We start from the raw sequence: 13710 nt of genomic DNA, 5'->3' as shown, positions 1-13710 counted from the left end.
GCCCGCCGCCCGCTTCCGCCGGGCGGGCGGCGGCGTCAGGAGGTGCGGCGGAGCAGGGCCATGAACATCGCGTCGGTGCCGTGCCGGTGGGGCCACAGCTGCCCGTACCGCCCGCGAGCGACGCCGGGGACCTCCGGGAACAGCGGGGCGACCGGCAGCACCTCGACGTCGTCGCGGGCGGCCGCGGCCTCCACCACCCCGACGGTCTCCGCGGTGTGCGGGGAGCAGGTCACGTAGGCCACCACTCCCCCGGGCCGCACCGAGGCCAGCGCGCCGTCCAGCAGCGCCGTCTGCAGCTCCACCAGCGGCGGGACGTCCGCCGGGGTGCGGCGCCAGCGGACCTCCGGGCGGCGGCGCAGCGCCCCCAGGCCGGTGCACGGGGCGTCGAGCAGGACGCGGTCGAAGGAGCCCGGCGCCCAGGGCGGCTGCCGACCGTCCGCCACGACGACCTCGGTGCCGGCCGCGTCGCCCAGGGCCGCGCGCACCAGCTCGGCGCGGTGCGGGGAGCGGTCGGCGGCGGTGAGCCGGACGCCCTCGGGGCGGACCGCCGCGAGCAGCCCCGCCTTGCCGCCCGGCCCGGCGCACATGTCCAGCCAGGCGGCGTCGAGACCGTCGAGGGGCGCGCGGGTGAGCAGCAGCGCGGCCAGCTGGCTGCCCTCGTCCTGCACGGCGGCGGTCCCCTCGCGCACGGCGGGCACCTTCCCCGGGTCGCCGCCGGCCAGCCGGACCGCGTACGGGGACCAGGGGCCCGGCGTGCCACCGGACTCCTCGGCCAGCCGGTCGCGGGCCAGCCGCCGGGCCACCAGGTGCACCTCGGGCGCGGCGTCGTCGGCCAGCAGCGCGGCCTCCAGCTCCGGAGCGCCGGAGGGGTCGCCGGCGTCCAGCGCCTCCCGCCAGGCCGCCACGATCCAGCCGGGGTGGTCGGTGGCGAGGGCCAGCCGCCGGTCGCCGTCGGCGCCGTCGGCGTCGCCGGCGAGCCGGTCCAGCCAGGCGACGCGGTCCCCGCCGGCGGCGACCTTGCGCAGCACCGCGTTGACGAGGCCGGAGGCGCCGGTGCCGACGATCGCCCGGGTGAGGTCGACGGTGGTGTCGACCGCCGCGTGCGCCGGCACGCGCAGGTCGAGCAGCTGGTAGGCGCCGAGGCGGAGCAGGTCGAGCACCCGCGGGTCCAGCTCGGCCAGCGGCCGGGAGACCAGCCCGGTCAGCACCTCGTCGAGGGTGCCCTGGGCACGCAGCGCCCCGTAGGCGAGCTGGGTGGTGAACGCCGCGTCGCGCTGGTCCAGCTGCCGCTCGCGCAGCAGCTGGGGCAGCAGCAGGTTGGCGTACGCCGCGCGGGAGGAGACGGCGTCCAGGACGTCGTAGGCGGTGAGCCGGGCACCGTCCAGTTGCGGGCGTGGTCGCCGGCCGGCGCGGTGCCCCTGCCGGGGCCGGCCCGGGCGGCGGGGCGGGGGCGTCACGGCTCCCCGACCCTCTCCCCGGCTGCCGGGCGGGCGCCCCGGGCCCAGTCGGTCGCGGGCAGCACGCGCTTGCCGGCCGGCTGCACGTCCCCGAGACGGACCGCGCCGCGGCCGGTGCCGACCAGCACCCCGGTCGGCCCCACGGACAGCTCACCGGCCGCCAGGCCCAGGGACGTCGGCAGCGGCTCGACGGGGCCCAGGCGCAGCCGGTCCCCGCGCCAGGTGGTCCACGCGCCGGGGGCGGGGGTCACCCCACGGACCCGCCGGTCGACGACGTGCGCGGGCAGCGCCCAGTCGACGCGCGCGTCGGCCGGCTCGATGCGGGGCGCGAGGCTGACGCCCTCGGCCGGCTGCGGCTCCGGGACGAGGCTGCCGTCCGCGATGCCGTCCAGGGTGGCCAGCAGCAGCCGGGCCCCGCTGCGGGCCAGCCGGTCCAGCAGGTCGCCGGCGGTGTCCCGTGGCCCGATCGGCTCGGTGACCACGCCGTAGACGGGACCGGTGTCCATCCCGGCCTCCAGCCGGAAGGTGGACGCGCCGGTCACCTCGTCACCGGCCATGACCGCGTGCTGCACCGGCGCGGCGCCGCGCCAGGCCGGCAGCAGCGAGAAGTGCAGGTTGACCCAGCCGTGCCGGGGCAGGTCGAGGGCCGCCTGCGGCAGCAGTGCGCCGTAGGCGACGACCGGCGCGCAGTCGACGGCGAGGTCGGCCAGCTGCGCGAGGAACTCCGGCTCGCGCGGCGAGCGCGGCTGCAGCACCGGCACGCCGGCGGCGTCGGCGCGCTCGGCGACCGGTGAGCGGCCCACCCGGCGGCCGCGGCCGGAGCGGGCGTCGGGCCGGGTCAGGACGGCGGCCACCTCGTGCCCGGAGTCCAGCAGCAGGTCCAGGGAGGGGACGGCGACCTCCGGCGTCCCGGCGAACAGGAGCCTCAGTGGGGGCTCACCTCCACGCGCGGGACCCAGGCACCCATGCCGGCCCACTCCGCCTCGGCGATCGCGGCGAGCGCGGCCTCCCTGGCGCCCGGCTCCAGGCGGTCGACGAACAGCACGCCGTCGAGGTGGTCGACCTCGTGCTGCACCGCGCGGGCCAGCAGATGCGAGCCCTCCACCCGGACCGGTTCCCCGTGCACGTCGAACCCGGTCGCGGCGACGTAGAGGTGCCGGCGACAGTCGTAGGCGAAGCCGGGGATGGACAGGCACCCCTCGGGGCCCTCCTGCGTCTCCTCCCCCACCGGGACGACCTGTGGGTTGACCAGGTGGCCGACCTCGCCGTCGACGTGCCAGGTGAAGACCCGTGCGCCGACCCCGATCTGCGGCGCGGCCAGGCCGGCACCCCCGGCGGACAGCATCGTGTCGGTGAGGTCGTCGACGAGCCGGCGCAGCTCCGCGTCGAAGTCGACGACGGGGGCCGCAGGGGCGCGCAGCACCGGGTCGCCGTACAGGCGGATGGGGGTGACGCTCACCGGTCGATCCTAGGTGGCGCACCGCGCGACCCCCAGCCCGTCATGGCCACGGCGGGTGCGGCGGCGTGCCCGGCGCCGGGTCGTGCGGCCAGCGACCCGACCGCCCGGATCGGCCACGGTCGGTCGCCCTCCGGAGGCGGCGCGAAGAAACTGGACGATGGAGGCCCGGAACCGCCCTATGCTCCTGAGAGTGATCTGGGTCACGCCGAGGGGACGGCGTCGGCAGCCGGGTACTCGACCGATCTCCGTGCCGAGGGTGGTCGCGCACGTCACGATCGCCGGCGTGGTCCTGATCCTCGCGTTCGCCGTCGTCAGCGGCGTCCTCGCCCGCGACGTCGGCGACTCGCTGAGCGCCCGGGCCTTCGAGCGGCTGGCGTCGGTGACCGCGGCCGGCCTGGCCCCCGCCGTGGACACCGACCCCACGCGCCCGCCCACCGCGACAGGGGACCTGGGCCGGCAGGTCGCCGGCGTCCTCGACGCCGGCCCGGTGGCCGCGGTGTCGGTCCGCGACGCCTCCGGCCGGGTGCTGTGGTCCGTTCGCGCCGAGATGATCGGCCGGGTGACGCCGCTGCCGGCCGACGCCCGCCGGGCCCTGGACACCGGTTCCGTCGTGACGGTCGGCCACCCGGGCACGGCCGTGCACGTCGCCCACGCCGGCATCCGCGACGTGCACGGGACCCCGGTGCTGCTCGACCTCGCCGGGAACCGGGACGACGTCCGCCCCTTCGCGCGCCAGGCGTGGCTCGCCCTCGCGCCCGCGGCGCTGATCGCGCTGCTGCTGCTCGTCCTGGTCCAGCTGCCGCTCACCTGGCGGCTGGCCGCCCGCGTGCGCCGTCGGCAGGACGACGACCAGGCGCTCCTGCGGACCGTCCTGGCCGCGCCGGACGCCGAGCGGCGGCGGCTCGCCGGGGAGCTCCACGACTCCGTGCTCCCCGTCCTGTCCGGGGTGGCGATGGAACTCGACGCCGCCCGGCTGCGGGCCGGGCCGGGTGCGGAGTCGGAGGCGCGGCTGCCCCCCATGGCGGCGACCGCGGTGCGGCAGGCCATCGACGAGCTGCGCGCGCTGGTGTCCCACCCCGGCGCGGCGCCGGAACCGCTGCCCGACCTCGCCGACCGCCTGCGCAGCCTGGCCGCGGAACAGCAGGACGCGGGACTGCAGGTGTCGGTGCGGACGTCGGGGATCTCCGGGCTGCCCGACACGGTGACCGGCCTGCTGTACCGCGCCGCCCGGGAGGCGCTGCGCAACGCCGCCACCCACAGCCAGGCCACCTCCGCGGAGGTGACCGTGTCCCGGGACGGGCGGACGGTCACCCTCGTCGTGGACGACGACGGTTGCGGCTTCGACGCCCAGCGGCTGGCCGAGCGCCGCCGCGAGGGGCACGTGGGGCTGGACACCCTGGGCGACGTCGTCGTCCACGCCGGGGGGACCCTGACGGCGAACAGCTCCCCCGGACAGGGCACCCGACTGGTCGTCACCGTGCCGGTCGACGTCCCCGTCGGGGCCCAGCCGTGATCCGCGTCCTGGTCGTCGACGACCACGCCGTCGTCCGGGAGGGACTGCGCAGCCTGCTCAGCGCCTCCGGTGACCTGGAGTGCATCGGCACCGCGGGGGACGGCGACGGCGCGATGGAGCTCATCCGCCGCCTCACGCCGGACCTCGTCATGCTCGACCTCGCGATGCCCGGCCAGGACGGGATCAGCGTCATCCGCAGATTGCGGTCCAACGGCGATGCCGTGCGCGTGCTGGTGCTCAGCTCCTACGCCGAACGGCCGCTGGTGCTGGAGGCGCTGGACGCCGGGGCCGACGGCTACCTGCTCAAGCACACCGCGGCCGAGGCCATCCTCGACGCCGTCCGGGTCGTCGCCGCCGGCGGCTCCACGATCGACCCGCAGGTCGCCCCGGCGGTGCTCGCCGCCCTGCGTGACCGGGGTCAGGGCGACTCGCTCACCGAGCGCGAGCGCGAGGTCCTGGAGCTGCTCCGGCAGGGACACTCGAACAAGGTCATCGCCCGCCGGCTGCGCATCACGGAGGGGACCGTGAAGACGCACGTCACCCACATCCTCCACCGGGTCGGGGCCGCCGACCGCACGCAGGCCGCCCTGTGGGCCGAGCGACACCTCCGCCGGTCGCGCTCCGACGATGGGAACCATTGATGTCCGGCGCCCACCGGGGCGGCGGGCCCACCACACTGGCCGAGCTCCCGGACCGGCGCCACCGCCCGGTGGTGCTCAGCCGCACGGCCGAGGCGGGTCAGCCGCGCCGGCGCTGGCCGGGGATCGCGCGGACCACCGCCGGCGCCGCCGTCGTCGCCGCAGCCCTCCTGCTCGTGGTCCTGGTCGGGAGCTGGGCGGGCCTGTCCCTGGTCGGCCCGCCGCCACCGGCCGACCAGAGGCCTCCGATCGCGGCCGGTCCGGACATCGAGCCGCCCGTGCCGTCCCCGGCTCCGGTGCCGCCGCCTCCCGAGCCCGCGCCGCCCCGCCGGTCGGTGCCCTCACCTCCGCCGTCCGACGTCGCCCGCGACACCCCACCCGGGCCCACCGGGCCGATCCGGCCCATGGCGCAGCAGGTACCGGCGCACGCCGCACCGGTCGGCGCGCGCGACGCCACGGTGGGCACCGGCACCGGCACCGGCACCGTTCCGGCCGCCGCCCCGCCACCGGCTCCCGCTCCGGCTCCGGCCGCGACGGCCCCCGCCCCTCCCGCACCGTCCGCGCCGCCTCCGGCCACCCCGCCTCCGGTCGCGCCCAGCCCTCCCCCGGCCGCGGCCCCGGCGGTCCCGCCGCCACCGGCCGACCCGCCACCGCCGGCCGAACCCGGACCACCGCCGGCCGACCCAGGGCCACCGCCGGCCGAACCCGGACCACCGCCGGCCGAACCCGGACCACCGCCGGCCGAACCCGGACCACCGCCGGCCGAACCAGGGCCACCGCCGGCGGACCCACGGCCGACGCCGGGTACCGACCAGCCCGGCGACCGGGACCGGTACCCGGACCCCGACGGCGGGCGTACCGATGACGGGGGCCACGGGCACGGCTCCGACGGCGTTGACCGGCACGGGTCCGACGGGGACGGCCCGCCGGACGGCGACCGCGGTGTCCGGCACGGCTCCGACGCAGACGACCGGCCGGACGGCGACCGCGGTGTCCGGCACGGCTCCGACGGGGACGGCCCGCCGGACGGCGACCGCGGTGTCCGGCACGGCTCCGACGGGGACGGCCCGCCGGACGGCGACCGCGGAGCCCGGCACGGCTCCGACGGGGACGACCCGCCGGACGGCGACCGCGGAGCCCGGCACGACGACGGCGGACCGGACCGCCACTGGTGCCGGATGGACGAGGGCCACCACGATGCCGACCGGCCCCACGACTCCGGCCGGCGCAACGGGGACTGCACCCCGCCCGGGGAGGCCGGCCACGGCACCCACCGGGAGGTCCGGGGCTGAGGCGGGCGGCTCAGACCAGCTCGAGCGGGTCCAGCTGCACCCGCACGTGCTCGGCGACCTTCTTCGCGCTGCGCACGCCCTGCACCTCCGCGAGGGCGTGTGCCAGTGCCACCCCTTCGCCGCGCGGCACTCGGACCAGGTAACGCTCCCGCTCACCGTCCTGACCGGGCCGGGGCGGCTCGGGGACCGGGCCGAGCAGGTCCGCGTCCGCCGGCAGCCGCGCGGCGGCCAGGAACTCCGCCAGGGCTGCCGGGCTGCCCGCGAGCGCGGCCATCCGGGTGGCCGGCGGGAAACCCAGCGCCCGGCGGTCGGCCAGCTCTCGCGCAGCGAGCCAGGCGGGGTCCCAGCGCACCAGCGCCTGGACGACGGCGTGGGCGGCGTCCGCCGCGACGACGACCTGCCCGCCCGCCGCGGCCGGGCGCACCAGGGCGGCGGCGTTCATCCACCGCCGCAGGGTCTCCTCACCCGCCCGCAGGTCGGGGCGGCCCAGCAGCGCCCAGGAGTCCAGCAGCAAGGCGGCCCCGTAGCCGCCCTCGGCGACCGGCTCCGCGCCCGGGGTGGCCACCACCAGGGCCGCCCCGCCGGGCACCGAGGCCAGCACGGACCCGCGGCCGGACACCCGCACGGCCGCACCGGGGAAGGCGCGGCCGAGCTCCTCGGCGGTCCGGGCGGCGCCGACGACGGAGGCGCGCAGCTTCGTGCCGTGGCAGTACGGGCAGTGGAAGGTCGCCGCCGGGCGGGCGCACCACCGGCAGGCCGGGACCCGCGAGCCACCCGGGCCGGGCGCCGGCGAGATGCCCAGCGGTCCGGAGCACGCCCCGCAGCGGGCCGGCGCGCGGCAGCGGTCGCAGGCCAGCCCGGGTGCGTACCCGGCGCGCGGGACCTGGACCAGCACCGGCGCGCCGTCGGCGAGGGCCTGCCGGGCCACCCGGTGGGCCAGGCTGGGCAGCCGGGCGGTGCGGGCGGCAGGGTCGCGCGCCAGCTCGGCGTCGGCCCCGAGGGCCTGCACGCGCGGGGCCGCCGCCCGCAGGGTGGGGCGGTCCGCGACGAGCTCGTGGGCCCACCCGCTCTCGACGAGCAGCTGCGCCTCCGCGGTGCGCGCGGTGGCGGCGACGACGGCGGCGCACGAGGCGAGGTGCGCCCGGTGCACGAGCACGTCGCGGGCGTGGGCGTAGGGAGCGCGGGGTTCGGCGTGCAGGTCGTCGCCGTCGTCCCAGACGGCGACGAGGGCGAGGTCGGCCACCGGGGCGAGGACGGCCGCGCGGGTGCCCAGCACGACCTTGGCGCTGCCCCGCGCGGCCTCGAGGAAGCGGCGGTACCGCGCGTCCGGAGCGGCGTCGGCACGCAGGACCACGAAGGAGCCCGCCGGTAGCCGCTGCTCGGCGGCGGCGGCGAGCCGGTCGAGGTCCCGGCCGTCGGGGACGACCACGAGTGCGCCACGGCCGCCGGACAGTGCGGCCTGGCACAGCTCGACCAGCCGGGCCGGCCAGTCCTCGCCGGGCAGGGCCGTCCAGACCGCCCGGGCCGGCCGGGCCTCGGCGACCGCCGTGAGCAGCGCGGGGCCGGTCGGGTACCGCGCGAACCCCGCCGGGTCGGGCGCGGGCGGTGCCGGTGGTGGATCGGCGGGTGGGCGCTTCTCGGCCGCGGCGCGGCGAGGTGGGATCGCCAGGCGCAGGACGTCGGTGACGGTGCCGCCCCAGCGCTCGGCCACCGAGCGGACCAGCGCCAGCACCTCGGGGGTGAGCACCGGCTCCGGGGAGACCAGCTTGGCCAGCGGCGTCAGCTTGCCGCCGTGCTCGCTGGTCTCGCCGAGCTCGACGACGAACCCGTCGACGAGCTGGCCGGCGAAGCGCACGCGGACGCGGCAGCCGGCCCGCACGTCGGCGGCCATCGTGTCGGGGACGGCGTAGTCGAAGGGCCGGTCGAGGTGTGCCAGGGGCACGTCGACGACCACCCGGGCCACCCGCGGGAGGCGGGGGCCCGGGTCGTCGGCCGACGGTGCGGCGGAGGTCAGTGCCGTCAAGCCCCGGCGGCCGAGCGGAGCGCCTCGACGCGGTCGACCCGCTCCCACGGCAGGTCGACGTCGGTGCGGCCGAAGTGGCCGTAGGCGGCCGTCGGCCCGTAGATCGGGCGCAGCAGGTCCAGGTCCCGGACGATCGCGCCCGGGCGCAGGTCGAACACCGAGCCGATCGCCTTCTCCAGCACGTCGTCGGCGACCGTGCCGGTGCCGAAGGTCTCGACGAACAGGCCGACGGGGTGGGCGGCGCCGATCGCGTAGGCGACCTGGACCTCGCAGCGCCGGGCCAGCCCGGCGGCGACCACGTTCTTGGCCACCCAGCGCATCGCGTAGGCGCCGGAGCGGTCCACCTTCGACGGGTCCTTGCCGGAGAAGGCGCCGCCGCCGTGGCGGGCCATGCCGCCGTAGGTGTCGACGATGATCTTCCGGCCGGTCAGCCCGGCGTCACCCATCGGGCCGCCGATGACGAACTTGCCGGTCGGGTTGACCAGCAGGCGGTAGCCGCTGGTCGGCAGACCCAGGGCGGCGAGCTCGGGCTCGACCACCAGCTCCTGGACGTCGGGGGTGAGCAGCTGCTCGATGGAGATGTCCTCGGCGTGCTGGGAGGAGACGACCACCGTGTCGACGCCGACTGGGCGGTCGTCCTCGTAGACGACGGTGACCTGCGTCTTGCCGTCGGGCCGCAGGTAGGGCACCGAGCCGTCCTTCCGGACGGCCGACAGCCGCCGGGACAGCCGGTGGGCCAGCGCGATCGGCAGGGGCATCAGCTCGGGGGTCTCGTCGGTGGCGTAGCCGAACATCAGCCCCTGGTCGCCGGCGCCCTGGCGCTCGATCTCGTCGTCCGAGGTGCCTGCGGTGCGGGCCTCGTACCCGGTGTCGACGCCCTGGGCGATGTCGGGGGACTGCGACCCGATCGAGACGCTGACGCCGCAGGAGGCGCCGTCGAAGCCCTTGCGGGAGGAGTCGTAGCCGATGCCGAGGATGGTGCGCCGCACGATCTCGGCGATCTCGACGTAGCCGGCCGTGGTGACCTCGCCGGCGATGTGCACCTGGCCGGTGGTGATGAGCGTCTCGACGGCGACCCGGCTGCGCGGGTCCTGCGTGAGCATGGCGTCGAGGATGGCGTCGCTGATCTGGTCGGCGATCTTGTCCGGGTGGCCCTCGGTCACCGACTCGGACGTGAAGAGACGGCGTGGCACTCGGGGCTCCTTGGGTCGGGGAACGGTTCTGCGTGTGACGGTGTCGGCGGGCGGCAGGTGCGTCGGGTGCACGTTACCGGCGCGCGGCGACAGCGGGGCGCCCCCCACAGCCTCGGTTCAGGACAGCCGGGCGGTGACCGCGGTCCAGATCCCGGCGGCGACGGCATCCTTGCTGCCCTCGGGCAGCTCGGTGGCGGTGCCGTCGGCGCCGAGGACCACCGCGGCGTTGTCGGGCCGGCCGAAGACCCGCCCGCCGGACACGTCGTTGACGACGAGCAGGTCGCAGCCCTTGCGGGCGAGCTTGGCCCGCGCGTGGGTGAGGACGTCGCCGGCGTCGTCCCCGGTCTCGGCGGCGAAGCCCACGACCAGCTGCCCGGGCGGGCGCTTGGTGACCAGCTCGGCCAGCACGTCGGGGTTGCGCACCAGCGGCACCGCACTGGGCTCGGCGGCGCTGTCCTTCTTCAGCTTGGCGACGGCGACCTCGGCCGGCCGGAAGTCGGCGACCGCGGCGGACATGACGACGACGTCGGCACCACCCGCCTCCGCGAGCATCGCGGCGCGCAGCTCCTCGGCGGTGCCGACGGGGACGACGCGGGTGCCGAAGGGCGCGGGCAGGTCGACGTTGGCCGCCACGAGTGTGACGTCGGCGCCGCGAGCGGCGGCCACCCGGGCCAGCGCCCAGCCCTGCCGCCCCGAGGAGCGGTTGCCGAGGTACCGCACCGGGTCCAGGGGCTCGCGGGTGCCGCCGGCGCTGATGACCACCCGGCGCCCGGACAGGTCCGGGGCGAGCGCGGCGGCGCCGTCGGCGAGCACCACCGAGACGAGGGCGGCGATGTCGCCCGGCTCGGGCAGCCGGCCGGGGCCGGAGTCGGGGCCGGTCAGGCGGCCCACGGCCGGGGGCAGGACGATCGCGCCGCGGCGGCGCAGGGTGGCCACGTTGTCCTGGGTGGCCGGGTGCAGCCACATCTCGGTGTGCATGGCCGGGGCGAACACCACCGGGCAGTGCGCGGTGAGCAGGGTGGCGGCCAGCAGGTCGTCGGCGCGCCCGGCGGCGGCCCGGGCGAGCAGGTCCGCGGTGGCGGGGGCGACGACGACCAGGTCGGCGGTCTGCCCGATGCGCACGTGGGCCACCTCGTCCACGTCGGACCACACGTCGGTGGTGACGGGGTGCCCCGACAGCGCCTCGAAGGTCGCTGCGCCCACGAAGCGCAGGGCGGCCGGTGTCGGGACGACCCGGACGTCGTGCCCCGCCTCGGTGAACGCGCGCAGCAGCAGCGCGGCCTTGTAGGCAGCGACGCCACCGCTGACGCCCAGCACGATGCGGCTCATGGGGTCATCCTCCACACACGACGACGCACCCGGCAGCGGATGCCAGGTGCGTCGTCATTCAGTCAGGGGCCGGAAGCCCCCTTCCGGGTCCCGCCCCGAGCGTGCGAGGGGTGGGGAGAAGGGGTCCTCGTTCAGTTCTCGCCGGCGGTGTGGGTCAGCAGGCCCTCGTTGATCTCGCGCAGGGCGATGGAGAGCGGCTTCTCCTGCGGGGCGGTGTCGACCAGCGGGCCGACGTACTCCAGCAGGCCCTCGGAGAGCTGGCTGTAGTAGGCGTTGATCTGCCGCGCGCGCTTGGCGGCGAAGATCACCAGGCCGTACTTGCTGCTGGTGCGCTCGAGCAGCTCGTCGATCGGCGGGTTGGTGATGCCCTCGGGGGCAGGTGCGACTCCGGACACGGGCGGGCGTGCTCCTCAGATCGTTCGGTGGGAGTGGCGGACGGCGGCCACGGGGGCCGGGAGAGCATCCGCTACTCGTGGGCGCCGCTGCTCCGGACGTGGCCGGGCGACGGCGCAGTCAGCAAGCCTACCAACTCGTCCGCGGCCCTGGCCACGTCGTCGTTGACCACGACCACGTCGAACTCCCCGGAGGAGTCCAGTTCGGCCTGCGCGATGGCCAGCCGCCGCTCCTGGACCGCGGGCGGTTCGGAGCCGCGGCCGGCCAGCCGGCTGACCAGTTCCGACCACGACGGCGGGGCCAGGAAGACCAGCTGGGCGTCGGCGTCCCGGGCGCGGACCTGCCGGGCGCCCTGCAGCTCGATCTCCAGCAACGCCGGCGCCCCGGTGGCGAGTCGTTCCCGCACCGGGGCGACCGGCGTGCCGTACCGGTTGCCGGCGTACTCGGCCCACTCGAGGAGCCCGTCCTCGGCGATGAGCCGGTCGAACTCGGCGTCGTCGACGAAGTGGTAGTGCACACCGTCGATCTCCCCCGGGCGCGGCGCGCGGGTGGTCGCCGAGACCGACACCCACACCGCGGGGTACCGGCGCCGGACCTCGGCGACGACCGTGCCCTTACCGACCCCGGAGGGGCCGGAGAGCACGGTCAGCCGCGCCGGGGGGCGCTGGGGTGGTGCACTCGCCACGCGTCGTCCTCGACCTCCGGGTGCCTGGTCGTGCGGGTCAGCCCTCGGCGGAGACCTGGTCGGCGGCGACCTGCTCGCCACCGAACTCGCTCTCCAGGGCCCTGCGCTGGTTGGCACCCAGACCGCGCACCCGGCGGGTCGGGGAGATCTCGAGCCGCTCCATGATCTTGGCAGCCCGCGCCTTGCCGACGCCGGGCAGGGACTCCAGGACCGCGGAGACGCGCATCTTGCCGATGACCTCGTCGGTCTCGCCCTGGCGGAGGACGTCGCCCACGGTGGCGCCCTTGCTCTTGAGGCGCTCGCGGAGCTCGGCACGGGTCTTGCGGGCCGCGGCGGCCTTCTCCAGTGCGGCGGCGCGCTGTTCGGGGGTCAGGTCAGGAAGGGGCATGATGCGACCCAATCGTGTCGGCGCCGGCAGTCATCTCGACCGGCGGGCTCGGGCTGTGTCGGGGGCAGAGCTCACTGCTGAGCCTGCTGGCCAACCTAGTTCCCGGTATATGCGCAGGTCACGCCCGGATGAGCCGCCGGATTCGACCGTTCGGTGACTTTCCGCTCACCGAGCGTGCGCCATGGTGGTCACCGTCTGTCATCCGTGCAGGTCGACAGGGGCTGCGACGCCGGCCGGCCGCGGCGGGGATGCGGACGAATCCGTCCCGACACACCGATGACGACACGCCGACACGTGCCGGAAACCCCTGGTCCACGGGCCGCGACACGGGTCGGGACACCGGGCGCGGCATCGGTCTCAGCCCTCCGCCCGGCGCCGGCCAGGGCGCGACCCGCCTCATGCGGCCGCCAGCTCGGTGGCCCATCGCTCGGCCGCGGCACGGAGGGCCATGGGGTCGGGGCCGGCGGCGAGCACGTCGCGCGAGACGGTTGGGACGACCGCGGTGCCGGCGCCGAACAGCCGGCGCAGGTCGGCGACCGAGCCGCCCTGGGCGCCCAGCCCCGGGGCGAGCACCGGACCACCGAGGCCGTCGAGGTCGACGTCCAGCTCGTGGAGGGTGGCGCCGACGACCACCCCGAACGAGCCGGTCGTGGGGCCCCAGCGACCCGCGAGGTCGCGGGCGGCGGCGACGTCGGGCAGCGGGTCGCCGACGACCCAGCCGGGGGTGTTCCAGCCGCGCACGGTGTCGACGACGACCTGGGCGACCGACCGCTGACGGACCCCGTCGGACACCACGGCGTGCTGCAGCGTGCCCGCGTCGGGGTTGGAGGTGCGGGCCAGCACGAACAGGCCGCCGCCGTGCTGCCGCGCGGTGTCGACGGCCGGCTGCAGGGAGCCGGGCCCGAGGAAGGGGCTGACCGTCATGGCGTCGGAGTGCAGCGGGTGCCCGGGCCGGAGGTGGTCGGCGTAGGCGTCCATCGTGGAGCCGATGTCGCCGCGCTTGGCGTCGAGCAGCACCAGGGCCCCGGCGGCGCGCGCCCGCGCCACGGCGTCCTCCAGCACGGCCAGGCCCCGCGAGCCGTGCCGTTCGTAGAACGCCAGCTGCGGCTTGAGGACGGCGACGGTGCCGGCCAGCGCGTCGACGACCGCGTCGGTGAACCGGGCCAGGCCCTCGGGGCTGTCCGGGAGTCCCCAGCGCTCGAGCAGCGGCACGTGCGGGTCGATGCCCACGCACAGCGGGCCGCGGGCGGCGACGGCGTCGGCGAGCCGCCGGCCGAACGGCTCGGTCACGAGCTCTCCTCGCCGGCGCTCGTCGAACTCGTGCCCGGCGGTGCTGTGCT

At 77.3% G+C, this 13710-nt stretch carries 12 protein-coding genes; 2 read left to right on the top strand and 10 right to left on the bottom strand.

The annotated features are described in order from the left end of the window. Nucleotides 1-35 precede the first annotated feature (35 nt). From CRP39_RS05080 to def, 3 genes are read right to left on the bottom strand one after another with little or no spacing between them, the layout of a single operon-like run. Nucleotides 36-1457: an RsmB/NOP family class I SAM-dependent RNA methyltransferase gene (locus tag CRP39_RS05080; protein ID WP_097204863.1), complete on the bottom strand. Its 1422-nt coding sequence runs from the start codon at nt 1455-1457 to the stop codon at nt 36-38. Further along, nucleotides 1454-2434 (bottom strand): methionyl-tRNA formyltransferase, encoded by a 981-nt coding sequence (gene fmt, locus CRP39_RS05075; protein WP_281253754.1) that lies wholly within the window; start codon nt 2432-2434, stop codon nt 1454-1456. Before fmt ends, CRP39_RS05080 begins: the two co-directional genes overlap by 4 nt. After that, nucleotides 2383-2916: a peptide deformylase gene (def, locus tag CRP39_RS05070; protein WP_097205183.1), complete on the bottom strand. Its 534-nt coding sequence runs from the start codon at nt 2914-2916 to the stop codon at nt 2383-2385. Before def ends, fmt begins: the two co-directional genes overlap by 52 nt. Nucleotides 2917-3172: 256 nt before the next feature. Here def and CRP39_RS05065 point away from each other — a divergent pair, with 256 nt between their 5' ends. Beyond that, nucleotides 3173-4429: a sensor histidine kinase gene (locus tag CRP39_RS05065; RefSeq protein ID WP_097204861.1), complete on the top strand. Its 1257-nt coding sequence runs from the start codon at nt 3173-3175 to the stop codon at nt 4427-4429. Next, nucleotides 4426-5070 (top strand): response regulator, encoded by a 645-nt coding sequence (locus tag CRP39_RS05060; RefSeq protein ID WP_097204860.1) that lies wholly within the window; start codon nt 4426-4428, stop codon nt 5068-5070. The genes CRP39_RS05065 and CRP39_RS05060 overlap by 4 nt, the downstream gene beginning before the upstream one ends. Before the next feature lie 1299 nt (nt 5071-6369). Here CRP39_RS05060 and CRP39_RS05050 read toward each other — a convergent pair. The 7 genes from CRP39_RS05050 to pyrF form a co-directional block, all read right to left on the bottom strand. After that, nucleotides 6370-8382, bottom strand: coding sequence for a primosomal protein N' (locus CRP39_RS05050; protein WP_245853572.1), 2013 nt, complete (start codon nt 8380-8382; stop codon nt 6370-6372). After that, entirely contained in the window at nt 8379-9575 is a 1197-nt protein-coding gene (gene metK / locus CRP39_RS05045) for a methionine adenosyltransferase (protein ID WP_097204855.1), read from the bottom strand. Before metK ends, CRP39_RS05050 begins: the two co-directional genes overlap by 4 nt. 117 nt (nt 9576-9692) lie before the next feature. After that, nucleotides 9693-10904, bottom strand: coding sequence for a bifunctional phosphopantothenoylcysteine decarboxylase/phosphopantothenate--cysteine ligase CoaBC (gene coaBC, locus CRP39_RS05040; protein WP_097204854.1), 1212 nt, complete (start codon nt 10902-10904; stop codon nt 9693-9695). A gap of 131 nt (nt 10905-11035) precedes the next feature. Next, complete coding sequence (gene rpoZ / locus CRP39_RS05035; protein WP_012949163.1) at nt 11036-11299, bottom strand: DNA-directed RNA polymerase subunit omega; 264 nt, start codon at nt 11297-11299, stop codon at nt 11036-11038. A gap of 71 nt (nt 11300-11370) precedes the next feature. Beyond that, nucleotides 11371-11982: a guanylate kinase gene (gene gmk / locus CRP39_RS05030; protein WP_097204852.1), complete on the bottom strand. Its 612-nt coding sequence runs from the start codon at nt 11980-11982 to the stop codon at nt 11371-11373. A 37-nt stretch (nt 11983-12019) separates the two neighbouring features. Beyond that, a complete protein-coding gene (gene mihF / locus CRP39_RS05025; RefSeq protein WP_097204851.1) occupies nt 12020-12370 on the bottom strand; it encodes an integration host factor, actinobacterial type in 351 nt (116 codons plus the stop codon). A 396-nt stretch (nt 12371-12766) separates the two neighbouring features. Then, nucleotides 12767-13660: an orotidine-5'-phosphate decarboxylase gene (gene pyrF / locus CRP39_RS05020; RefSeq protein WP_097204849.1), complete on the bottom strand. Its 894-nt coding sequence runs from the start codon at nt 13658-13660 to the stop codon at nt 12767-12769. Between the last annotated feature and the right edge of the window lie 50 nt (nt 13661-13710).

Source organism: Geodermatophilus sabuli, assembly GCF_900215145.1.
Lineage (GTDB): Bacteria > Actinomycetota > Actinomycetes > Mycobacteriales > Geodermatophilaceae > Geodermatophilus > Geodermatophilus sabuli.
The sequence above is the reverse complement of the archived record's forward strand: the minus strand, read 5'-3'. Positions and strand labels throughout refer to the sequence as shown.

What these genes read in the sequence shown, in the direction of transcription:
- coaBC (WP_097204854.1), bottom strand. Translation starts at nt 10,904, where the DNA reads ATGAGCCGCATCGTGCTGGGCGTCAGCGGTGGCGTCGCTGCCTACAAG.
- mihF (WP_097204851.1), bottom strand. Translation starts at nt 12,370, where the DNA reads ATGCCCCTTCCTGACCTGACCCCCGAACAGCGCGCCGCCGCACTGGAG.